The 21814-nt window shown below is 63.2% G+C and carries 19 protein-coding genes and 1 pseudogene; 9 read left to right on the top strand and 11 right to left on the bottom strand.

Annotated features, from left to right (window positions below; translation table 11 throughout):
• Nucleotides 1–10: 10 nt before the first annotated feature.
• Complete coding sequence (locus Q0025_RS11200; protein WP_297299053.1) at nucleotides 11–661, bottom strand: YoaK family protein; 651 nt, start codon at nucleotides 659–661, stop codon at nucleotides 11–13.
• A 145-nt stretch (nucleotides 662–806) separates the two neighbouring features.
• Between Q0025_RS11200 and xseA the strand changes: the two genes are divergently transcribed.
• From xseA to Q0025_RS11185, 3 genes are all read left to right on the top strand, one after another.
• On the top strand, nucleotides 807–2375 hold the full coding sequence (gene xseA, locus Q0025_RS11195) for an exodeoxyribonuclease VII large subunit (protein ID WP_297299051.1): 1569 nt from the start codon (nucleotides 807–809) through the stop codon (nucleotides 2373–2375).
• Complete coding sequence (locus tag Q0025_RS11190; RefSeq protein ID WP_297299050.1) at nucleotides 2372–3115, top strand: metallophosphoesterase family protein; 744 nt, start codon at nucleotides 2372–2374, stop codon at nucleotides 3113–3115. The genes xseA and Q0025_RS11190 overlap by 4 nt, the downstream gene beginning before the upstream one ends.
• A gap of 188 nt (nucleotides 3116–3303) precedes the next feature.
• Entirely contained in the window at nucleotides 3304–3525 is a 222-nt protein-coding gene (locus tag Q0025_RS11185) for a DUF2093 domain-containing protein (protein ID WP_297299048.1), read from the top strand.
• An 11-nt stretch (nucleotides 3526–3536) separates the two neighbouring features.
• Here the strand turns inward: Q0025_RS11185 and Q0025_RS11180 are convergent, their stop codons facing one another.
• The 3 genes from Q0025_RS11180 to Q0025_RS11170 all read right to left on the bottom strand — a co-directional run bounded on the left by Q0025_RS11180 (nucleotide 3537) and on the right by Q0025_RS11170 (nucleotide 6160).
• A complete protein-coding gene (locus tag Q0025_RS11180) occupies nucleotides 3537–4796 on the bottom strand; it encodes a 3-deoxy-D-manno-octulosonic acid transferase (RefSeq protein WP_297299046.1) in 1260 nt (419 codons plus the stop codon).
• A 254-nt stretch (nucleotides 4797–5050) separates the two neighbouring features.
• Nucleotides 5051–5281: a DUF4170 domain-containing protein gene (locus Q0025_RS11175; protein ID WP_297299044.1), complete on the bottom strand. Its 231-nt coding sequence runs from the start codon at nucleotides 5279–5281 to the stop codon at nucleotides 5051–5053.
• Nucleotides 5282–5347: 66 nt separating this feature from the next.
• On the bottom strand, nucleotides 5348–6160 hold the full coding sequence (locus tag Q0025_RS11170) for a 3'(2'),5'-bisphosphate nucleotidase CysQ (RefSeq protein WP_297299042.1): 813 nt from the start codon (nucleotides 6158–6160) through the stop codon (nucleotides 5348–5350).
• A gap of 391 nt (nucleotides 6161–6551) precedes the next feature.
• Here Q0025_RS11170 and Q0025_RS11165 point away from each other — a divergent pair.
• Nucleotides 6552–7052 (top strand): annotated as a pseudogene (locus tag Q0025_RS11165) (DUF6101 family protein); the annotation flags it as partial.
• A gap of 3 nt (nucleotides 7053–7055) precedes the next feature.
• Here Q0025_RS11165 and Q0025_RS11160 read toward each other — a convergent pair.
• Nucleotides 7056–7562, bottom strand: coding sequence for a flavin reductase (locus Q0025_RS11160; protein ID WP_297299041.1), 507 nt, complete (start codon nucleotides 7560–7562; stop codon nucleotides 7056–7058).
• 110 nt (nucleotides 7563–7672) lie between these two features.
• On the opposite strand from Q0025_RS11160, the gene Q0025_RS11155 reads away from it, so the two are divergent.
• Nucleotides 7673–8779, top strand: a complete 1107-nt coding sequence (locus tag Q0025_RS11155) for a branched-chain amino acid ABC transporter substrate-binding protein (protein ID WP_297299038.1) — start codon at nucleotides 7673–7675, stop codon at nucleotides 8777–8779.
• A 30-nt stretch (nucleotides 8780–8809) separates the two neighbouring features.
• Here Q0025_RS11155 and Q0025_RS11150 read toward each other — a convergent pair whose 3' ends face one another.
• Nucleotides 8810–9541 (bottom strand): cytochrome c biogenesis protein CcdA, encoded by a 732-nt coding sequence (locus Q0025_RS11150; protein ID WP_297299035.1) that lies wholly within the window; start codon nucleotides 9539–9541, stop codon nucleotides 8810–8812.
• A 244-nt stretch (nucleotides 9542–9785) separates the two neighbouring features.
• Between Q0025_RS11150 and Q0025_RS11145 the strand changes: the two genes are divergently transcribed.
• Nucleotides 9786–11225 (top strand): oligosaccharide flippase family protein, encoded by a 1440-nt coding sequence (locus Q0025_RS11145; protein ID WP_297299033.1) that lies wholly within the window; start codon nucleotides 9786–9788, stop codon nucleotides 11223–11225.
• A gap of 22 nt (nucleotides 11226–11247) precedes the next feature.
• Here Q0025_RS11145 and pcaD read toward each other — a convergent pair whose 3' ends face one another.
• Together pcaD and Q0025_RS11135 are read right to left on the bottom strand one after the other, a co-directional pair.
• Nucleotides 11248–12597 carry a 3-oxoadipate enol-lactonase gene (pcaD, locus tag Q0025_RS11140; RefSeq protein WP_297299031.1) on the bottom strand — a complete coding sequence of 450 codons (1350 nt, stop codon included), beginning with the start codon at nucleotides 12595–12597 and terminating at the stop codon, nucleotides 11248–11250.
• Nucleotides 12598–12820: 223 nt separating this feature from the next.
• On the bottom strand, nucleotides 12821–14863 hold the full coding sequence (locus tag Q0025_RS11135) for an NAD(+) synthase (protein WP_297299085.1): 2043 nt from the start codon (nucleotides 14861–14863) through the stop codon (nucleotides 12821–12823).
• Nucleotides 14864–15213: 350 nt separating this feature from the next.
• Here Q0025_RS11135 and Q0025_RS11130 point away from each other — a divergent pair, with 350 nt between their 5' ends.
• Together Q0025_RS11130 and Q0025_RS11125 are read left to right on the top strand one after the other, a co-directional pair.
• Nucleotides 15214–15693, top strand: coding sequence for a hypothetical protein (locus tag Q0025_RS11130; RefSeq protein ID WP_297299029.1), 480 nt, complete (start codon nucleotides 15214–15216; stop codon nucleotides 15691–15693).
• 173 nt (nucleotides 15694–15866) lie between these two features.
• Complete coding sequence (locus Q0025_RS11125) at nucleotides 15867–16166, top strand: usg protein (RefSeq protein WP_297299026.1); 300 nt, start codon at nucleotides 15867–15869, stop codon at nucleotides 16164–16166.
• Between the two features lie 5 nt (nucleotides 16167–16171).
• On the opposite strand, the gene Q0025_RS11120 is transcribed toward Q0025_RS11125, so the two are convergent.
• The 3 genes from Q0025_RS11120 to map form a co-directional block, all read right to left on the bottom strand.
• A complete protein-coding gene (locus Q0025_RS11120; RefSeq protein WP_297299024.1) occupies nucleotides 16172–17782 on the bottom strand; it encodes an EAL domain-containing protein in 1611 nt (536 codons plus the stop codon).
• Between the two features lie 184 nt (nucleotides 17783–17966).
• Nucleotides 17967–18671 (bottom strand): DNA repair protein RadC, encoded by a 705-nt coding sequence (gene radC, locus Q0025_RS11115; RefSeq protein WP_297299021.1) that lies wholly within the window; start codon nucleotides 18669–18671, stop codon nucleotides 17967–17969.
• A complete protein-coding gene (gene map, locus Q0025_RS11110; RefSeq protein ID WP_297299019.1) occupies nucleotides 18668–19507 on the bottom strand; it encodes a type I methionyl aminopeptidase in 840 nt (279 codons plus the stop codon). Before map ends, radC begins: the two co-directional genes overlap by 4 nt.
• 342 nt (nucleotides 19508–19849) lie before the next feature.
• Here map and Q0025_RS11105 point away from each other — a divergent pair.
• The coding region (locus Q0025_RS11105; RefSeq protein WP_297299083.1) for an MMPL family transporter at nucleotides 19850–21814 on the top strand (1965 nt) is incomplete at its 3' end.

Below are 21814 nucleotides of genomic sequence, written 5' to 3'. Positions count from 1 at the left end.
TTCGATCTGGCTATCGTCGATAAAATGCCGCGACAAGCACAACGATTCCGGCAGGGAGCAAGACCGACGCCAAGCCGAAATCATGCGTCGCAAAGGCCGATACAATACAGCCGAGCGCGAAGCAGGCCATGCGGGCGGCGATACCGTTGGCTTTGACCGTCGCCTCCCCGGGCGGCGGCGGACTGAACCTGCGCCACAAAGCCACGAAGAGTTTCGCGGCATTGGTCGTCATCACCGCCGACGTCGCGCCGAGACCCGGTTCGACTTGATGCGCGGCATTCTGCACCGCCATCGCCAACACGAGCAGCATCGCCAGCCAACCATCATAGGCGTGCGTCTGCAACAGCAATTCGAGGCCGCCGGCAGCGGCAAGCAGCAGAGCTTCCAAGGCGAAGACGACGCGGATTTTGTGCCGCGAGCGATCGTAGACGAAGGCCGCCAACGGCACGCCCATGAAGAAGACCGGGAGCGCGATGAGCTTCAGCCAATCGACGCCGCGGACGCCATGCACCAGCGCAATGGCAAAGACGACGAAATTGCCGGTGATATGGGCCGAAAAAAGCTCGTAGACCTGCAGGAATGTGGCGGTATCGACGGAGCCGGCAACGAAGGCAAGCAGGATGCCGCCGAGCGGTGTGATCAGATCGCGTATTGGCGGCATTCTAGCTCCATCGCATGGCGGCATGGCCCGCCGTGCCAGGCGCGTCAAGGTTCAAGTGCGTCAAGGTTCAAGCGCATCAAGGTTACTGGGGAGACGGAGAGCGCACGCCCTTCCCTTTCGCCGCCCAAGCCGCCATCTTTGCAAAATGGCGACAAATACCACCAATGCGCCCGAATTCACGGTCGGCGAACTCGCCGGGGCGCTGAAGCGCACGATTGAAGACAATTTCGGCTTCGTCCGCTTGCGCGGCGAGATTTCGAATTATCGCGGTCCGCATTCCTCCGGCCACGCTTATTTCTGCCTGAAGGACCAGACGGCGCGCATCGATGCCGTGATCTGGAAAAGCACGCTGGCGCGCTTGAAGGTGAAGCCCGAGGAAGGCCTCGAGGTCATCGCATCGGGGAAGGTCACGACCTATCCCGGCAAGTCGGCCTATCAGATCGTCGTCGACAGTCTGGAGCCCGCCGGCCTCGGCGCCCTGATGGCGCTGCTTGAGGAGCGCCGCCGCAAGCTCGCCGCGGAAGGTCTCTTCGACGCCGCGCGCAAGCAGCTCATTCCTTATCTGCCGATGACGATCGGCGTCGTCACCTCGCCGACCGGGGCGGTAATCCGCGACATTCTGCATCGCATCGCCGACCGCTTTCCGCGGCATGTGCTCATCTGGCCGGTGCGGGTGCAAGGCGAAACCTGCGCGGCCGAAGTCGCCGCTGCGATCGAAGGGCTGAACGCGCTGCCCGGCGCCGGCCTGTCGCGGCCGGATGTCATCATCGTCGCGCGCGGCGGTGGCTCGCTCGAAGATCTATGGGGCTTCAACGAAGAAATCGTCGTGCGCGCCGCGGCGGCGAGCCTCATTCCGCTCATTTCCGCCATCGGCCACGAAACCGATTGGACGCTGCTCGACCATGTCGCCGATCTGCGCGCCCCTACGCCGACCGGCGCGGCGGAAAAGGCCGTGCCGGTGCGCAGCGAACTTCTGCTGGCGCTCGGCGATTTGAGCCGCAGACATGCGGCCGCGGCCCTGCGCTTTCTCGCTCAGCAGCGTTCCGATTGGCGCGCCCTCACCCGCGCCTTGCCGCGCGGCGACGTCGTACTCGCCGGCCCGCGCCAGAATTTCGATCAACTTGACACACGGCTCGGCACAGTCATCGCCGGCGCCTTCGACCGCCGGCATATAGCGCTGGCGCGCCTGGCGCATCGGCTCGCCACGCAGTCGCCGCAAGCCAAATTAGGCCGCATCGCGCAAAAGCTCGAAGCACTGGACCACCGGCTGCAACGCGCGCCGGCCATGACGGGCGCAGCGCGGCGGGACCGGCTGATGCATTTGCGCGTGCGTCTTGGCACCGCTTTGGCCGGACGCGCGCGGCTAGAGAAACACAAGACCGTAGCGGCGCAGGGGCGCCTGGAGGGTTTTCACTTGCGTCTGCGCCGCGCCCTGGCCGCGACACTGGAACGGCGGAGCCAGAGGCTCGCCTCGCAAAGCCAGCTTCTTGCCTCGCTGGGCTATCGGCAGGTGCTGGCGCGCGGCTTCGCTTTGGTCCGCGACAGCGACGGCCGGCCGTTGCATCGCGCCGCGGACGTCGCCGACGGCGCCCGGCTCGACCTCGAATTCGCCGATGGCCATCGCGGCGCAACCGCCGGCGACGCGCCGGCGAAAGCCGCGCCGGCCAAGGTCGTGCGGCCGCCGCGGAAGACGGCGCAGGGTTCGCTGTTTTGACCGCCTTCGCCCTCTTTGCCGACATTCACGGCAATCGCGAAGCGCTCGATGCCTGCCTCGCCGACGCAAAAAATCGCGGCGCCGACCGATTGGTTTTTCTTGGCGATCTCGTCGGCTACGGCGCCGACCCCGCCTATGTCGTCGACGTGATCGCCGAAAAACAGAATGCCGGTGCGATCGTCATTCTCGGCAATCATGATGCGGCGGTCTTGAGCGGCTGCGACAATATGAACGATATCGCTCGGGCCTCGATCGACTGGACGCGCCGGCGGCTGGACAAGGGGCGGCAGAGTTTTCTCGCCGCCCTGCCATTGACTTCCGCATCGGGCGACGCGCTTTTCGTCCATGCGGACGCGGCCGAGCCGAAACGCTGGACCTATGTCACGAGCTCGATCGAAGCGCAGCGATCCATGCGGGCAACCACGAACCGGCTGGTCTTCTGCGGCCATGTCCACCGCCCGCAGCTCTATCACACCGGGGCTTACGGCTTGCCAAGCGCCGCGGTCCCCGCCGCGGGCGTGCCGATTTCCCTGGCGGGGCACGCCAAATGGCTGGCCGTGCTCGGCTCGGTCGGCCAGCCGCGCGACGAGAATCCCGCCGCGGCCTATGCGCTCTATGACGATGGGGCCGATCGCCTGACCTTCGTCCGGGTGGCCTATAATGTCGCCGAGGCGGCCCGGAAAATCCGCGCCGCCGGGCTCCCTGACATCCTGGCCTCGCGCCTCTTCGTCGGGCGCTAGGGGCCGGCCTCCGGCGCCTTTAAGGCTTTCGCGAAGGCTTTCGCGCCGGATTTGACCGAAAACCCGCGTCCTCTTTTGCGGTCCGATAAGGCAAATCGCGAAATCTTGCCGCCGACCGGTCCCGTCTCAGTGGAATTTCCGGCGCGGCTGGGCTATTTTCATTCGATAGCCCACCCACCCCGCTGCCGATGAACCGCTACGAACGCCAACCCCTCTCCGCCGGCGAAGCGGAAATTGAATATCTCGATGGCGATATTCGCATTCTGCGCCCGGGCACGTTCGTGCGCTGTGCGGTCACCGGTGTGCCGATTCCGCTGGAAGACCTGCGCTACTGGAATGTCGATCTGCAGGAACCCTACGCGAGCTATCAAGCCAAATTGCAGCGCATGGGCATCAAACCGGCAAAATAGCCGCGAGCGACCTAGGGCTGCCAATAAGGGCTCTCGATAGAGAGCTGCGCGATATGCGGCTCGATCGCGCTCATGATGCGGTCGCAGGCACCGCCGAGACCCTTGACCGTCTCGCTCGCCGCGCGCGCCATCAGCCGCAGCTTGCCGGCATCGGCGAGAAGGATCGCCACGACGCGGGCGATCGTATCGGCATCGGCCACCGTCACCGCGCCGCGGGCGCTATCGAGCGCGCTATAAACTTCGGTGAAATTGCCGACATTCGGACCATGCAAAATGGCACAGCCGAGCTTGGCGGCCTCGATCGGGTTTTGCCCGCCCCCCAGCGCCTCCGCCAGAGACTTGCCCAAAAACACAATGCCCCCCAGGCGGTAGAAGAGCCCCAGTTCGCCAGTCGTGTCGGCGATATAGATTTCCGGCAAAAAGTCGTCGGTTTCGGTCGATCGCCGCGCCGCCACCAATCCGCGCGATGCGGCAAGGGCGGCGATCGCGGCACCGCGCCTGGCGTGTCGCGGCACGATAACGGTCAAGAGATCGGGGACGATCTGCGCCAACATCTGATGCGCCGTGAGCAGGATTTCTTCCTCGCCACGATGCGTCGATGCGGCCACCCAGACCGGCCGCGACCCGACGCGCGCGGCAAATGATGCGAGGCTTTGCCGGTCGGCCGGCGGCGCGATCACGTCATAGCGAAGATTGCCGGCGACTTTGACGTGACGCACGCCAAGCAGGGCGAAACGTTCGGCGTCGGCCTCGCTTTGCGCCAGGCAAAGATCGACCGCATCGAGCAAAGCTGCGATGACATGCGGAAACCAGCGCCAGCGCCGAAACGAACGTTGCGAAATCCGCGCATTGATCAGCAGCAGCGGAATGCTGCGGCGCTTGATGGCGAGAAACAGATTGGGCCAGATCTCGCAATCCGCCACGAGGGCGAGATTTGGCCGCCAATGATCGAGGAAGCGGGCGAGGAATTGCGGCACATCGAGGGGCAGAAATTGATGCAGCGCACCGGCCGGTAATCGCGGCGCGATCACGGCAGCTGCCGAACTCGTGCCGGTTGAGACGAGAATGGCGAAGCCGCGGGCGGAAAGCCGCTCGATCAGCGGCAAGAGCGCCAAGCTCTCGCCGACGCTGGCGCCGTGCAGCCAAGCCAAGGGCCCGTCCGGCCGCGGCTGGCTCGGCCAGCCAAGCCTTTCGCCAAGCCGCTCATCCTCGTCGTGGCGCCATTTGCGCCGGCAATAGAGGACCGCCGGACTGAGCGGCGCGAAAGCCACGCTCGCGGCCCGATAAAGAGGCAAAATCGGAAGAGCTCTGATCAAGAGACGAGATGGCCGGATGATTCAAAGAGGCGCACCGACCAGCCCACATGAACAGCCGGTTCAGCCCCAATCAAGCTCCTTGAGGTTGCAAACATACTACGAGATTTTTGCGGCGGGAGCCTGCACGCCGGCCCGTTTGCGGCGCTTTGTGCCCTGCCGAGACGAACATTTGATGTCGCGACGCCGATCCGGAGGCAAACAGTGCAGCCTCAGCTTTTCGGCTCGGTCGGCTCCAGTAAACGGTGCAGATGGGCAATGAAATAGCGCATATGGGCATTGTCGACGCTCGCCTGGGAACGCGCCTTCCAAGCTTTATAGGCGGATTGATAATCCGGAAAAATGCCGACGATATCGATCGCGTCGAGATCGCGGAATTCGGTGCCGTCGAGATCGACGAGTTCGCCGCCGAAGACGAGATGAAGAAGTTGCTTGTCCGACATGAAACGTCCGTCGATGAAATGACCGCTACGACGGTGCTCTAGCAAAAAACAGGCAAGGTCAAAAGCTCAGGGGGTTGCAGCCAACCCGACCGCCGCCGTGAATTGCGCGAGCAAAGGCGCCGGTCCGGCGATCAATTCGCCGTGCAGCGTGTGAACGCGGTTGTAGAGCAGTTGGCGGCCGCGCAGATTGATCAGCCGGCCGCCGGCCTCGGTGACGATGAGATCGCAGGCCGCGACATCCCAATCATGCGCATTGGCCGAAATGAGCGCCGCATCAAGCGCGCCAGACGCGACTTTGGCGACACGGACGGCGAGCGAGGGGATTTTCGCGGTCAATTCGAATTCGACGCCGGTGTTGCGCAAGCGCTGCGCAAAGCCGGACGGACCGCCGACGCGCGCCGCAGCGTCGAAGTGCTGGCGCTCCGAGACCGCGATCGGCCGAGCATTGAGCCGCGCGCCGCCATCCCTGACCGCGACATAGGTTTCGTTGAGCGCCGGGGCGTGGACAATGCCGATCACCGGGCGGTGGTTATGCACAAGCGCAATCGACACCGCCCAAACCGGATTGCCCGTCGCGAAGCTGCGCGTCCCATCGATTGGATCGACGACGAGGACAATGTCGCGGTCGAGCCGTCCCGGCAGATCGGCGGATTCTTCCGAAAGCCAACCCGCCTCGGGCAAAAGTGCGCGCAGGCGCTCTTCGAGGAAAAGATTGACCGCGAGATCGGCTTCCGTGACGAGCGAGCCGTCCGCTTTCTTCTGAACGCCGGCGCGGGTTTTTTCGCCGGGACGAAAATAATCGCGCGCGACGTCACCTGCGGCTTGGGCGGTCTCGGTCAGCGCGCCGACAAGAGCATGGTCATACGACAGTCTTTCCAAATCCCCAATCCGCCAGTGAGGCATAACCTCGGCCGCGCCGCGAGTTCCGCTTATAGCCCTGTTCAGAACCGGCGCATTCATGTCTGAAGCCCAACCTAGAGGACGCGCCGCCGCACGAACGCTCATGGTCGCGTCGAAGGCCCGCGACGCTGCAATCTTTGCGGGAAAAGGCAGCAAATTTCAGGCCGCCTCAGGCAAAGACCGCCGCGCCTTTTTGAATGTAGGCAGGGGGTGTGAGCTTTTCATTAAAATTGCGCTTTTCTGGCCAAGGCATACGCAAGCATGAACACAGAAACTATTATTTAAATCAGTATTTTACTCTCTCTTTCAGTGATCTTCCGGCAGACTTTCCGGTAAGCCCGCGGGAAACCGCGGCCAAGCAGGGAAAAATTTCATGCCGAAGCTCGATCGCAACCCGGAAGCCCTCGCCTATCACGAGCCCGATGAGCGTGCCGATGGCGGCATGCGGATTGTGCGGTTGAGCCCCCGCGGCATCCGCATCGATCGGGCGCTGCGCGGCGTGAAAATGCGCCTGGCGGTGCCGATCGAAGCCTATCGCGGCGTGGTGCTTGCGCGCGAGGATCGGCTTGAGCGCCGCTTCTATCGCCTGAGCCTCGACCATGCCGATGCCGATCTTTCGGTCACCTTGTCGCGTGCCGTCGATATTTCCACACTGATCGATCAATGGAGTAATTGGGCGCGGTTTTTTGCCAAGCCCGCCTTGCTCGACGAGGCAATCGGCGCCGAGCCGGAGACGCACGGCATCCGCCGGCTGCGTCGCTCGGCCCGCGTGAAGCGCCGCACCCGCAGCCGCCCGCGCAGCCGCGCCGGCCGCCTTGCCGGTCCGGCAAAAATCTTCGGCCCCGGGCGCGAGTTATTTTCGCGGGAATAAGTATCAAATCTGCTGATAGCTGCGGTGCATATAGAGCAGCGCCTCGGTCTTCGGCGCGACCTCGACGGCCTGGACCAGGCCGATCAGGATCAGATGCGTCGACATTTCCTTGGCCTCGACGAGCCGGCAATCGAACGCAGCGAGCGCCGAGGTGAGCACTGGGGCGCCAGTCGCAAGCTTGCCCCAGGTCGCGGCGGCGAAGCGCTCCTCCAGCGTATGTTCGGTGCGGCCGGCGAAAATATCGGAAAGCTCTTGGTGCGCACTCGCCAGCGTGTTGATGCAGAACACCCCGTTCTCGATGAGCAGCGGCGCCGCCCGCGATGTTTTGTTGAGGCAAAAAAGGATCGTTGGCGGCTCGGCGGTGACCGAGGTGACGGCGCTGGCGGTCACTCCGGCTAAACCCGCCGGGCCGCCGGTCGTCACGATGTGAACCGCCGAGCCGACACGGCTCATCGCCTCGCGAAAGCGCTCCGGCGCGACGGAAAATGTCTCGTTGATCAATGCGCTCATAAAATCTCGTCGCCGACGGACCCGTCCTCGGGAATGGCAGACAGCCGAGCCGGCTTCGGATAAATAGTAAATCAAAATCAATAAGCAAAGCTTGGCGGAGGACGGCGGAAATGCGGGGCTTATGTCTGCTGTTGGCGTTCGCCCTTGTCGCCGGACCGGGGCGGGCCGAAGTCAGAATCGGGCTCGCGGCACCGCTCAGCGGGCCAGACGCCGTGTTCGGCACGCAATTGCGCCAGGGCGTCGAACAGGCAGTTGCCGATCTCAACGCCAAGGGCGGCGTCCTCGGCCAGAGACTCGCAATTGTGGCGGGTGACGATCGCGGCGACCTGAAGCAGGGAGTTTCCCTCGCCAACCGCTTCGTCGCGGAGAAGATCTCCTTCGTCGTCGGACATTTTTATTCGAGCATCACGCTGGCCGCGTCGGAGATCTATGCCAACCACGGCATTCTCGACATCACGCCCTCTGCGACCAATCCGCAGATCACCGAACGCGGCCTCGATCTGATGTTTCGTACCTGTGGGCGTGACGATCAGCAGAGCGCCGTCGCCGCCAAATTCCTGGAAGCGCAGGCCGGCAAAAGGATCGCGATCCTTTACGACAATACGGCTTACGGCAAAGGGCTCGCCGACGATCTGCGCGCGAGGCTCGCCAAAGCCGGCATTGCGGATGTGCTTTATGCCGGCATCGACAAGGGGACGAAGGATTACGGCAAGCTCGTCGGTCGGATCAAAAATTCAGCCGCCGATTTCGTCTTTTGGGGCGGCGATGGCACCGATGCGGGCTTGCTTGTGAAAGAGATGCGCAGCGAAGGCGTGCAGGCGGTGCTGATCGGCAGCGATGCCATCGCCTCGGATGAATTCGCACTGGCCGGCGGCGGCGCCGTCGAAGGCACGCTGATGACCTTCCCGCCCGACCCGCGCCAGCGGCCAGCCGCGGCAGCGGTCGTCAAGGAATTTCGCGCCCGCAATATCGATCCGGAAGTCTTCACGCTCTACGCTTATGCGGCCGTGCAAGTGCTTGCCGAGGCTGCACAAGCGGCGGGCAAGTTCGACGCGGCCGCGATCAGCAAGACGATCCATTCGGGCCGCCCGTTCGCAACCGTTCTCGGCACGCTGACCTATGACGCGAAGGGCGATGTCACGCGGCCGGACTATGCGATCTTTATCTGGAAGCGCGGCTATGAAGATGAGCTCGAATATGGCGCTCTGACGCCGTGATCCGTCATTTCTGCATCTGCCGATCTTGGATCAACCGATCTTGGCGAGTCCCGGAAAGGCCTGCAGAAGCCAGAAGGACAGGTTCTGCATCGTGCCGGTGAGGAAGGCGATGCCCGTCGCGATCAGCAGGACGCCGACGACCCGCTCGACCGTGCCGAAATGGGCACGGAACTTTTTCAGAAATCCAAGGAAGGGGCCGAGCGCCGCCGCCGCCAGCAAAAACGGAATGCCGAGCCCGAGCGAATAGACCGCCAGAAGCCCGGCGCCGCGGGCCGCGGTGGCTTCCGTAGCGGCGATCGCCAGAATGGCAGCCAGAATCGGCCCGATACAGGGCGTCCAGCCGAAGGCGAAGGCGAGGCCCATGACATAGGCGCCCCAGAGGCCGAGCGGCTTTTGCACATCGATCCGTTTTTCCCGATAAAGCAGCCCAAGTCGAAAGGCGCCAAGGAAATGCAACCCCATGGCGATGATGGCGAGGCCCGCCAATAGCGACAAAGTGGCGATGTGCGCGCGCAGAACCTCGCCGAAGAAAGAGGCGGTGGCGCCCAGAGCCACGAAAACCGTCGAGAAGCCGAAGACAAACAAGAGCGCGGCGAGAAAGACATCGCGCCGGGCGCGGGCGACTTTTTCCGTCGCCACATCTTCGATCGTCGTGCCGGCGATGAAGGTGAGATAGGGCGGAACGAGCGGCAGGACGCAAGGGCTGAGAAAGGAGAGCAGCCCCGCCGCCGCGGCTGCCGAGAGTGTCACGTCATTGGCCATGGGCGTTCCTAGACCGAAAGCCGGGTCCGGGAAAGGCGGCTTTATCAAAGCCGCGTGAGACGATAAGGCGAGGAATGAGCCCGGCGCCGCGCCAAGCGCCGCCATTGTCCCGCCCAGCCGGCAACATATTCACAAGAGAAATCGTCTAGGACGGATCAACCTTCGAACGACCATGCCGAGCCCCGACCATTTCCGCGCCCGCACCGCCCGCGGCATCCCCCTCGCCAGCCGCTGAGCCGCCGGCATGAGGGTTCTCGCCGCCTTTTTCTTCAACATCCTCTGCAATTTCGCCATCGGCCTGCTGGTGGCGAAGTTTCTTGGGCCGGCGGAGTATGGCCGGTTCGCGCTGGCCTTCGCCGTGGCGATCGCGGTGCAATGCGCCTTTTTCGACTGTCTGCGCCTCGGCGCGACGCGGTTCTATTCAGAACGCGTGCGCACCGAGGACCCGGCGCTGCGGGCGACGCTCGACACGGCGTTCATCATCATCGCGCTGTCGATGGGCGTAGCGGCGAGCCTGATGTTCCTCTCGGGCGTGCATTTCACGCTCTCGAACGGGCTGATCGCGCTGGCGTTGATCGCCGCCGTCTCGAACGGCGTCTTCGACTATAATACCGCGCTGGTTCGCGCCCGCTTCCACGACCGGCTCTATACGCGGCTGGTCCTGGTCAAGAATGCACTCGCTCTGCTGCTGACCGGCGGCGGCGCCTTCCTCTTCGGCTCCGCCAAAATGGCGCTCATCGGCAGCATCATTAGCATATCGGGCGCCATCATCACCGCCCGCGCAGCGCTGCGCGACCACGGCGTCACACGCCAGCACGCGAGTTTCGCCATCGCCAGATCGATCTTCGCCTATTCGCTGCCGATCGTTCTCGCCAATGTGCTCTATCTCTCGATCCCCCTGGCCAACCGGGCCATCGTCGCGACGCTCTACGGTTTCTCCGAGACGGGACAGTTTTCGCTCGCCTACGACCTCGGCAGCAAGGCGATCCAGGCCATCGGCTCGACGCTCGATGTCGTGCTCTTCCAGATTGCCGTTGCGCTGCACGATCAGCACGGCCCGAGCAAGGCCAAGGACCAGGTGGCGCGCAATATGGCGATCGTCATCGCCGTCGTCCTGCCGGCCTGCACCGGTATCTGGCTCACCCTGCCCTCGATCGAACACGTCATCGTGCCGGTCGCCTACCGCGGCCCGTTTGCCAAGCTCCTGACGCTGATGATGGCGGGCCTTTTCAGCTCGGCGCTGATCCTGTTCGGCATCAGTCCGATCTTCCAGATTGCCAAGCGCACCGCGCCCCTGATCGCCGCGGCGGTCATTGCCTGCATCGTCGATCCGCTGCTGATCATCGTCCTGCCGAAGAATCCCGACGCCTCGAGCCTCGCCATCGCCCAGACCGGCGCCTATATCGCCGCGCTTGTCGCGCTCATCGTAATGGCAAGCTTTTCCAAGCCGCAATGGCCGCGCCTGCGCGACCTCGCGCTCACCGCGCTCGCGACCGCCGCCATGGCCGCCGCGCTCTTGCCGCTGCGCCAGCACAATCCCGGCTTTTTGACGCTCTTCGGACAGGTCGTCGCCGGGCTGCTGATCTACAGTCTCTTCGTCTATTTCTTCGACATCGCCAACATGCGCGAAATCATCATCGCGCGGCTGCGCCCGATCCTCGCGCGATTGCAAGCCTCGTCATGACCACGGCCGTCGATCTCGGCCGCTAGCGCCGCCGCCCGGCGTTGCGGCGGCCGGTCTTTTTGGCAGCCGCCTTCCTGACCGGACGTTTCGCCAGCTTACGGGAAGCTTTCTTCGCGGCGGTTTTGCGCAGCGGCTTTTTGACAGCCTTCTTCACCGGACGCCGTTTCACCGCCGCTTTGCGCGCCGGGCTCTTCTTGATGGGGGCTTTGCGCGCGACGCGCTTTTTGACGACGAGTTTACGCGCCGTCTTCTTGACCGCCGCCTTTTTAACTGCACGCTTCTTCACCGCGGCCTTGCGCGCTGGCTTCTTGGCGGTTTTCTTGGCGGTCTTCTTGGCAGCTGACTTGCGGGCCGGCTGCGCCGCCGGTGCCGGTTCAGGCGCTTTTCGTTCTTCGGCTTTCGGTTTCGGCGCCGGGCGTGGGCGCGGCTTCGGCGCTGCGGCCGGCGCAGGCTCGCGAGGCACGAGCGGCTCATGCGTCGCAGCCGGCGCGGGCTGGGGCTTGGGCTTGGGCGCGCGCGGCTTGCGGGGCTTCTTCGGCGGCGGCTCCGCCGGGGCCTCTGCGCTCGGAGCTTCGGACTCCGCCATCTCGGCGGCGCCGAGCAAGAATTCGAGCACCGCATCGTTAAAGGCTTCCGCGGCCTCAACGGGGGACAGATGCGCCGCCTCCAGCGCCACCGTCTTGGCACCCGGAATGGCGCTGCCGACCAAGGCTCCGACGCCCGGCGGCGTCATCGGATCGTGCTTGCCGACAACGACCAGCACGGGATGCTTGATCGCGTGGAGATCCTCGCGAAAATTGGCATCGCGGACAGCCGCCGCCAGCCCGGCATAGCCCTCGGCGCTCATAGCGGCGAGCGCCTGTTCGAAACGCTCCACCTCTTCGGGATGTTGGGCGCGATAGCCGCGGGTGAACCAATTTTCGACCAGCGCCGGGGCTACCGCCTCGGTGCCCTTCTCCTTCACCACGCGAATGCGCTCGTCCCAAAAATCGGGACTGCCGATCTGCGCCGCGATATTGGCAAGCACCGCCCGGTCGATCCGCTCGGGTGCATGGCGCAGCAACCAGAGGCCGAGAAGCCCGCCGGCCGCGAGACCGACGAAATGCGCCTTGTCGATGTCCAGCGCATCGAGGATCGCCAGCGCGTCCTTGCCAAGCTGGTCGATCGTATAAGGTCCTTCGCTGACCCGGCTGCCGCCATGGCCCCGCGCGTCGAAGCGCACCAGCCGGAAATGCGGCGCCAGCGCCGCGATCTGCCGATCGAAGGCATGAAGATTGGTTCCGAGCGAATGCGCCAGCAAGATCGCCGGTGCATTCGCCGCGCCTTCGACGACGACATTGAAAGCGTCACCATCAATGATGGTCTCGGTCATTGCCGCTCACTCCCGCATGCGCCGCGTCAGGCCTAACATTCGCGGGCGCGTAGAGACTAGACTAGCTCGCTGGTTGAACGCCGCAAGAGACCGCGATGCCGAATGTCCGAAAGCCGGTGCGGAAAATTTTCACAGGCCGGTCTGGCTGGATCGCCGAAGCGCGCATGGAACGTTAGAAATATTCTAATAAAATCAATATGTTACGGAACAGTAGCGGCGGCGCTTATGCCTTCGGGACCTTGTCGAGATCGTCCAGCCATATTCGCGCATTGCCGTCGGAAGGCGCGCGCCAATCGCTGCGCGGTGACAGCGAGCCACCGGCGACGACCTTCGGTCCATTCGGCAGCGCCGAGCGTTTGAATTGGCTGAAGCCGAAAAAACGCCGCACGAAAACGTCGAGCCAATGGCGGATTTGGCCGATGTCATAGGCGTGCCGCCGGTCTTGCGGGAAATCCTGCGGCCATTCGCCCTTCGCGGCATCGGCCCAAGCGGCCTCGGCCAGGAAAGCGATCTTCGCCGGCCGGAAGCCATGACGCAGGACGTAGAAAAGATTGAAATCCTGCAGCTCGTAAGGGCCGATCACCGCCTCCGTGCTTTGCACAGCACCGCCGGCGCCGGCCGGCACAAGCTCCGGCGTGATCTCAGTCTGCAAAACGGCATCGAGGGTCGCGAGAACCTCGGGGGCGAATTGTTGGGTCACAATGCACCACCGGATGAGATATTGGATCAGCGTTTTGGGGACGCCGGCATTGATCGCGTAATGGGACATCTGGTCGCCGACGCCATAGGTGGCCCAGCCCAGCGCCAATTCCGAGAGATCGCCGGTGCCGAGCACCAGGCCGCCATGCAGATTGGCGAGACGGAACAGATAGTCCGTGCGCAGGCCGGCCTGGACATTTTCGAAGGTCACGTCGAAGACGTTTTTGCCGGCGCCATAGGGGTGGCCGATGTTGGTCAACATCAGTCGCGCGGTTTCGCTGATGTCGAGCTCCTTGCCGGTGACGCCGAGCGCTTTCATCAACGCAAAGGCATTGCTTTTGGTCGCCTCGCTTGTCGCCAGGCCCGGCATGGTGAACGCGAGAATATTGCTGCGCGGCTTGCCGAGACGGTCCATCGCCTTGGCGGCGACGATCAACGCATGGGTCGAATCGAGGCCGCCAGAAATGCCGATGACGACCTTGTCAATCTTCGTGGCCGCAAGGCGCTGCTCAAGCGCGCTGACCTGGATGTTATAGGCCTCGTAGCAATCCTGTGCCAGGCGCGCGCGATCGGCGGGAACGAAAGGAAAGCGCGCGATCATGCGCTCAAAGCCGATATTGCCCTTGGGCGGCGCGAGACGAAAAGGGACGCGCCGAAAATCCTCGCTCTCGACGCCCGCGGCGCGGCGATTGTCGTCGAACGAACCCTGCCGCAATCGCTCTTGCGCCAGCCGTTCGAGATCGATGTCGGCGAGGGCGAACTGCGCGGCATCGGCGAAGCGCGGCGATTCGGCAAGGATCGCGCCATTCTCGGCGATGATCGTCTGACCGTCCCAGGCGAGGTCGGTCGTTGATTCGCCTTTGCCCGCCGCCGAATAAAGATAGGCTGCAAAACACCGCTCGGATTGCGATTGGACGAGCAACCGCCGCGTTTCGGCCTTGCCGATCGTAATGTTGCTCGCCGAAAGGTTGGCGAGCACGGTGGCGCCGGCGAGCGCGGCAAGCGAGGACGGCGGCACAGGCACCCAAAGATCCTCGCAGATCTCCGCATGCACGACGAGGCCGGCGATATCGTCCGCGACGAAGAGAAGATCGGGCCCGAACGGCGCGCTGTGGCGGCCGATCGTGATCTCGCCACCATCCGTCGCCGCGCCGGAGGCGAAATGGCGACGCTCGTAGAACTCGCGATAATTCGGCAGATGAACCTTCGGCACGACACCGAGCAGCCGGCCGCGGTGAATCGCCAGCGCGCAATTATAGAGCCGCCCCGCCTGGCGCAGCGGTGCGCCGACGAGGATGAGCGGCATCAGATCGACGGAGGCCGTGACGAGCCGATCGACGCCGCGCACGACGGCTTCATGCAGTGCGTCTTGCAGCAAGAGATCGTCGATCGCATAGCCCGACAAAGCGAGTTCGGGAAAGACCGCGAGCGCGGCTGACTTTGCATCGACCTCGGCGAGGAGAGCGAGGATCGTCTCGGCGTTTGCGGCGGGGTCGGCGAGATGACACACGGTCGTACATGCCGCAACGCGTGCGAAGCCTTGGCCATAGATCGATCGAAAGTCCATCTGCGTCATGGGTCTCATGCGAGGGCGCGGGCGAAATTTATCCGGCAAGAATAGAACATTCTCGCACGGGAACCATTCCTATTTAAATGCGTTGCTTCGAGTTCGCGTAAACGGCGTTAATTGTCACCGTGTTTTCGCGCACAGTAGCTATGAAGAATTCATCTAGCGTTCAGACCGTCGGATGCAGCCTCAAAACTATGCGGGTGCATCCGTCTTATCAAATCTGACTGGCCAAATTCCCGTTTGATCGGCCAAATTTGATTGCGAATTCAATCGCACTTGACGCAACGAGATAGTCTGCCGGCGACTTTCACGGCCGCTTATGACATTCTAGGTTAGAGGAGACCGAGGTGCGTTTACTTCTTTCAAGTCTGACGGCGACGGCTTTGGCCGCGAGTGCAATGGTTCCGGTTGCACAGGCTGCGCCGGTCACCGGCCAGTCGGCTGTTGAACGCTCAGCCGACGGCCTCGCTGCCATCGAGAAGACGCAGTACTTCTGGGGCGGCTACAATTATTGCTGGTATCCCGACGGCTGGCACGGCCCGGGCTGGTATTGGTGCGGCTATGCGTGGCGCAGCGGCTTTGGCTGGGGCGGCGGTTATGGCTGGCACGGCTGGCATGGCGGTGGCTGGCATGGCGGCGGCTGGCATGGCGGTGGTTGGCATGGCGGCGGCTGGCATGGCGGCGGTTGGCATGGCGGCGGCTGGCATGGCGGTGGCTGGCATGGCGGTGGTGGCTGGCATGGCGGTGGCTTCCACGGCGGCGGCTTCCACGGTGGCGGCTTCCACGGTGGCGGCTTCCACGGCGGCGGCCACGGCGGTCATCACTGATCGAGCCTCGAAACGACGAAATCGGCGGCTTCGGCCGCCGATTTTTTTGGTCCTGTGGCTTTTACGGCTCAACCGCGACGTCAAAAATTCGTTAACTATTTGAGCGTGGAATTAACCATTACGGCGGCTGGATGACGGCCGATTCGCCAGCCTTCCAAAGGAGGGTTCACAGGATGGCAGGACAGGGCGACAGCGGTCAGGCGCAAGTCTCAAGCGCATTTGCGAAACAATTGTCGGGCTACGGCCTGACGACGGCCGAAATCCTCTATCGCATGCCAGACCATCCGCTGGTTCTGCAAAGTTTCCTCTGGCAGGATTACGATCTCGCGCCGGAATTTCCGACGCTGATGAAATTCCTGACCTTTTGGCGGGAGAAGCTCGATGGCCCGCTTTACAGCGTGCGCATCGGCCATTCGACGCTGATCAAGCCAGCCGAAATTCGCAGCTTCGGGCCGGAATTCCGCCTCCACTGATCGGGTCAGGCCACCGAGCGGGTCGAGGATAGCCGCAGGTTTTGCGCGGCTTCATCGGCTAGCCGCAAGCCAATCTCGGCCGCCGTCATCGGCCGGGCGAACAAGAAGCCCTGCAACTCGTCGCAGCCGATCGAGCGCAGGAAGCGCGCCTGCTCCTCCGTCTCGATGCCTTCGGCGGTCACGACGAGGCCGAGCGAGCGGCCGAGATCGACGATCGAGCGCACGATGATCGCGCTCTCGCCCGAGAACTCCATCGATTCGAGGAAGGACCGGTCGATCTTGATCTTATCGAAGGCGAAGCGGCGCAAATAGATCAGGCTCGAATAGCCCGTGCCGAAATCGTCGAGCACCATATGGACCCCAAGCGCCCGCAGATCGATCATCGAATGTTCGGCGAGGTCGGCGTCGGCAATGATCACACCTTCGGTCAGTTCAAGCTCGACGCGCTGCGCTTCGATGCCGGTCTCGGCGAGGATGCGATTGACGGAGGCGACGAAATCCTTCTGGCGAAACTGGATCGGCGAGACATTGATGGCGACTTTCACACCCGGCCAGTGGCTGGCGTCGGCACAGGCGCGGCGCAGGGCCCATTCGCCGAGCAGGACGATAAGGCCGCGCTCTTCCGCCAGAGGGATGAAACTGTCGGCGGAGAGAAGGCCGTAGGTCTTGTGTTGCCAGCGCGCCAAGGCCTCGACGCAGACGATCTTGCCATCCGTCGCCCCGACAATCGGCTGATAGAAAAGTTCAAGCTCGTTGTTTTCGATCGCCGCGCGCAATTCATCTTCCGCGCTCTGGCGCAGCCGCAATTCCTCGCCCATTTTGGCTTCGAAAAAAGCGAAGCGGTTGCGGCCGGCTTGTTTTGAACGATAGAGGGCGAGATCGGCGAGCCGCATCAGCTCCTGGCGGTCGGTTGCATTCTGCGGGCAGAGCGAGATGCCGATCGAAACGCCGATGAAAATCTGCTGGCCGCGGATTTCGAACGGCATGCTCATGGCGTCGAGGATGCGCTGCGCGAGCCGGGCGCAGTCGCGCGGCTCGGTGACATCGGCCTGTATCAAAGCGAATTCGTCGCCGCCTAATCTGGCAAAATGATCGCAGGCGCGCAGCACCTGGGCGAGCCGCCGCGTCACTGCGACGATCAGTTTGTCGCCGACGTCATGGCCGAATGTGTCGTTCGCCTGCTTGAAGTGATCGAGATCGAGATAGAAAAGCGCGAACTGATGGCGGCCGCGTTTGCAACGGGCGGCTTCCGCATCGACCAGCTCGTTGAACAGAAAGCGATTGGGCAAGCCCGAGAGCACGTCGCGCCCGGCGACCTTGCGGGCCCGCGCCTCGCTGCTGCGCAGCCCGTCGAGCACGCGATAGGCCATCCAGCCCATGACGAAGCGGACGACGACGATGCCCAAGATCAACCAAACGTTTGCCGCGAAGGCGGCGGTCAGAAAGGCGAGCGAAAAAAACGAGGCGTGGGTGGTGAGGAGCTGGACGCCAAGGCGGATGCCGAGGATCAGCATCAGCATCAGCGTCACGAAATTGGCGAGGACCCAGAGCTGGAGGGCCGGCAGATCGAGTTCGCCGATCGTCACCTTCAGCTTAGTCAAAAAACCGGAAGGCATCCTAATTCCAAACGGCATGATCCGGCCCCGCTCCGGCAACGCTGCGTCGAGAACAATCGGCGCAGCTCTGGCGATGTCAGCACACGAGCCTACTCCGGGGGGGTTAACTTAGTCTTGGAGATTGCACAGATTTCCAAAACGCCTTTCGTCCCCACGACTCACGCGTGCTCCGGTCGCTTTTGAATCAAATAAGCTGCAGCCCCTTGAAACTGGCAAAGCCCTCCCGCGCGATGATCAAATGATCATGTACGGCGACGTTCAGGGATTTGCCGAGCGATACGATCTGCCGGGTCAATTGAATGTCGGCCTGCGACGGCGACGGATCGCCCGACGGGTGATTGTGAATGAGGATGATGGCCGTCGCATTGAGTTCGAAGGCGCGGCGCATGATCTCGCGCGGGTAGACCGGCGCGTGATCGATGGTGCCGGTCGCCTGCACCTCGTCGGCGATCAAGAGGTTTTTCTTGTCCAGAAAGAGGATGCGGAACTCCTCGCGGTCGAGATAGGCCATGGCGGTGCGGCAATAGTCGAGCACCGCGCTGAAACTGCCCATGGCCGGTCGGCTTTCGACCCTGATCTTGGCGAAGCGCTTGACCGCTTCGGCAACGATCTTCAACTCGGTGATCGCCGCCTCGCCCAGGCCATCGATCTCGCGCAGCCGCTCCGGCCGCGCCGAAACGACCTCCGCAAACGAACCGAACCGGGCCAGCAGCGTCTTGGCCAAGGGCTTCACGTCGCGCCGTGGGATGGCGCGGAACAGCACGAGCTCGAGAAGTTCGTAATCCGCCAGCGCCTCGCCGCCGCCTTTTAAGAAGCGCGCCCGCAGCCGCTCGCGATGGCCAAGATAATGCTGCGGCTCTTCGGCGACGGCTACGGCGGGCTTCGTCACGCCGCGGCCGCCGGCAGATCATACGGCGGATGATGCAGCCCCTTCGGCGACAGCGTGAAATTTTCGTAGCCGCTCTCGGTCACGCCGATCGTGTGTTCGAACTGCGCCGACATCGAACGATCGCGGGTCACCGCGGTCCAGCCATCCGAAAGAATTTTCACATGCGGCCGGCCGAGGTTGATCATCGGCTCGATCGTGAAGAACATGCCAGGCTTCAGCACGACGCCCTCGCCGCGCCGGCCGTAATGCAGGATATTCGGCTCGTCGTGGAACAGCCGGCCAAGCCCGTGACCGCAGAAATCGCGCACCACCGAACAGCGTTCGGCCTCGGCGAAATCCTGAATTGCGGCGCCGATATCGCCGGTCGTCGCGCCCGGCTTCACGGCGGCAATGCCGCGCATCATCGCCTCGTAGGTCACTTCGACGAGACGCTGCGCCCGGCGGGAAACCTCGCCGACGAGATACATGCGGCTCGAATCACCATGCCAGCCGTCGACGATCAGGGTCACGTCGATATTGACGATGTCGCCCTCGCGCAGCGGCTTACGGTCGGGGATGCCATGACAGACGACGTGATTGATCGATGTGCAGATCGACTTGCGATAGCCGCGATAATCGAGCGGCGCCGGATAGGCCTTGTGCGCGATGGCGAAATCGAAGACCAAACTGTCGAGAAACTCGGTCGTCACGCCCGGCTTGACGTAAGGGGCGAGCATATCGAGGGCTTCGGCCGTGAGTCGGCCGGCCTTGCGCATGCCCTCAAAAGCCTCAGGCCCATGCAGTTTAATCTGGCCGGTCTTGCGGCCGGGCACGTCCAAAGCATCCACAAACGTCATTTCACTGGCCCGCTCAATTGCTGCCACACAATTTAAGCCTTCCCGCCTGCGAGGCAAGATCGACGAAACGCCTTCTCCTACCATAAGTTGCAGGAGTGCGCCGCAAATCCGGCCGGACGCCCCTCTCCATACGCGGCCGTTTCGCTATCCGTACCGAAAAGCGTCCTCAGGAAAAAACCTGGCGGCGCTTTACAAGTCCGCGTGCGGCCTTCACACCTACGCCACAATCACCGGCGTTTCTGCACAGGTGTTTCTGCGTGTGGCGCGGGCTGGCGGCGCCTTTGCGATAACATTGATGTAGCTTACGGATTGCCGCGGAGAGAGACCCTGCCAAGCGAAGATCTGGATACGCTCCTGAAACAGCCCCCGGCCACCGGCGCCGGCCGCAATCTGCATCCGCTGGCCTATGGGATCGAGCGGATGGGACTCATCTCGCTGCGCTTTCCCTATCTTGTGGCGGCCGTCCTGATCGTCGCGGCGATTCTCGCGACCTTCGGCATCGGCCGCATCAAGGTCGATGATTCGCTCAGCCAATTGTTCCGCTCCAATACGCCCGAATTCCATCAATATGAGGACGTGACGAAGCGGTTTCCGTCCAGCGAATTTGACGTGCTGGTCGTCATCGAAGGCGACAATCTGCTGGCGCGGGACAATCTGAGCAAGCTTCGCGACCTCGTCACCGATCTGCAATTGATCGACGGCACCCGCGGCATCATCTCGCTCTATTCTGCCCGCCAACCGCCGGAAGGCAACCATCTGCCGGCCCCGCTTTTCCCCGAGCCTCTGCCGGAAGGCGCAGCCTATGAGCAGCTCATCAAGAAGGTGATGAGCAACGAGATTTTGCGCGGCAAACTGCTGTCGCTCGACGGCAAGCTCACCTTGGCGGTGCTGGCGCTCGATCCGGCCGTCGTCGAGAGCAACAAGCTGCGCGACGTCGTCGGCGAAATCCGCAAGACCATGACAGAGGACCTCGCCGGCTCCGGCCTCTCCGCCGAACTGTCCGGCGTGCCGGTGATGCAGCTCGAAATCCGCAATGCCGTCGAGCGTGACCGGATTGTTTATAACGCGCTCGGCTTTCTCGGCGGCTGCCTTATCGCCATCCTGTTCTTCCGCCGCATCTCCTTCATGATCATTGCGGCAGCGCCGCCGCTGCTCGCCATCCTGCTTGCGCTCGGGGCGCTGGGCTGGCTCGATTTCCGCCTCAACATGTTCCTCAACGTGATGACGCCGCTCATCATGGTGATCAGTTTTTCCGATTCGATGCAGCTCACCTTTGCGACGCGCGATCGCATCATCAACGGCGACAGCAAGGCCGATGCGCTACGCACGGCGATCTACATCGTCGGGCCGGCTTGCGTCCTCACCCATGCGACCGCCGGCCTCTCCTTCGTTGCGCTGACGTTCTCGAACTCGGATTTGATCCGCAGCTTCGGTGAAGCCGGGATCATCGCGACGCTGATCGCGCTCGTCTCGGTGCTGACCGTCATCCCCCTGCTCGGTATGTTCCTGGTGCGCCGCGAGGCGGCCTTCGTCGCGCGCATGAAGGGCGCCGACATGGCGGTCGATGCGCTGCGGCGCTTTTGCGGCTGGATCGCCGCACGGATGGTGACCCGGCCGGCGCTCTACAGCCTGCTTGGCCTCATCGTCGTCGTCGGCCTCGGCACGATCTACGCCAATTTGCAGCCGCGCTACCATCTCGCCGATCAGGTCCCCGACAAGCAGAAGGCCGTGCAGGCCAACCGCGAACTCGACGCTAAGCTGACCGGCGCCCAGCCCGTCGACGTGCTGATCGAATTCCCGCCCGGACAATCGCTCTATTCGCCGCAGACTTTGGCGACGATCGCAGCGGTTCATTCGATTGTCGAAAAGCAGGCCGGCGTCGGCAATGTCTGGTCGCTTGAAACGTTGCGCCGCTGGCTCGCCCAGAAGGTCGGCAAGAGCGATGTCGAGACCTTGCGCCAATATGTCGGCTATCTGCCGAAATATCTGGTCGAACGCTTCATCTCGGAGAAACAGGACGCCGTCGTCGTCGAAGGCCGCCTGCCCGATATCGATTCGAGCCAGCTGCTTCCCGTTGTCAACGCGCTCGACAAGAATCTCAATGCCGTACGCGCCGCCCACCCGGGCTATCAGATCGCCGTCACCGGGCTTGCCGTCATTGCGGCCCATAACAGCGCCGGCATGATCGAGAAACTGAACCGCGGCCTCACGGTTGAGATCGTCTTCGTCGCCGCCTTCATCGGCTTGGCCTTCCGCTCGTTCTCGGTGATGCTTGCTTCAATCATGCCGGCGGTCTTCCCGGTCTTC

Source organism: uncultured Methylovirgula sp., from assembly GCF_947646745.1.
Classification (GTDB): Bacteria; Pseudomonadota; Alphaproteobacteria; order Rhizobiales; family Beijerinckiaceae; genus Methylovirgula.
Note: the sequence above shows the minus strand (reverse complement) of the source record. Positions and strands in the feature narration are given on the sequence as shown.

Excerpts from the sequence above, each read along its gene's own strand:
- Q0025_RS11150 (WP_297299035.1), bottom strand. The coding sequence starts at position 9,541 with ATGGCCAATGACGTGACACTCTCGGCAGCCGCGGCGGCGGGGCTGCTC.
- Q0025_RS11135 (WP_297299085.1), bottom strand. The coding sequence starts at position 14,863 with ATGGACTTTCGATCGATCTATGGCCAAGGCTTCGCACGCGTTGCGGCA.
- pcaD (WP_297299031.1), bottom strand. The coding sequence starts at position 12,597 with ATGACCGAGACCATCATTGATGGTGACGCTTTCAATGTCGTCGTCGAA.
- Q0025_RS11145 (WP_297299033.1), top strand. The coding sequence starts at position 9,786 with ATGAGGGTTCTCGCCGCCTTTTTCTTCAACATCCTCTGCAATTTCGCC.
- Q0025_RS11125 (WP_297299026.1), top strand. The coding sequence starts at position 15,867 with ATGGCAGGACAGGGCGACAGCGGTCAGGCGCAAGTCTCAAGCGCATTT.
- xseA (WP_297299051.1), top strand. The coding sequence starts at position 807 with ATGGCGACAAATACCACCAATGCGCCCGAATTCACGGTCGGCGAACTC.
- Q0025_RS11200 (WP_297299053.1), bottom strand. The coding sequence starts at position 661 with ATGCCGCCAATACGCGATCTGATCACACCGCTCGGCGGCATCCTGCTT.
- Q0025_RS11155 (WP_297299038.1), top strand. The coding sequence starts at position 7,673 with ATGCGGGGCTTATGTCTGCTGTTGGCGTTCGCCCTTGTCGCCGGACCG.
- Q0025_RS11120 (WP_297299024.1), bottom strand. The coding sequence starts at position 17,782 with ATGCCTTCCGGTTTTTTGACTAAGCTGAAGGTGACGATCGGCGAACTC.
- Q0025_RS11185 (WP_297299048.1), top strand. The coding sequence starts at position 3,304 with ATGAACCGCTACGAACGCCAACCCCTCTCCGCCGGCGAAGCGGAAATT.
- Q0025_RS11160 (WP_297299041.1), bottom strand. The coding sequence starts at position 7,562 with ATGAGCGCATTGATCAACGAGACATTTTCCGTCGCGCCGGAGCGCTTT.
- map (WP_297299019.1), bottom strand. The coding sequence starts at position 19,507 with ATGACGTTTGTGGATGCTTTGGACGTGCCCGGCCGCAAGACCGGCCAG.
- Q0025_RS11175 (WP_297299044.1), bottom strand. The coding sequence starts at position 5,281 with ATGTCGGACAAGCAACTTCTTCATCTCGTCTTCGGCGGCGAACTCGTC.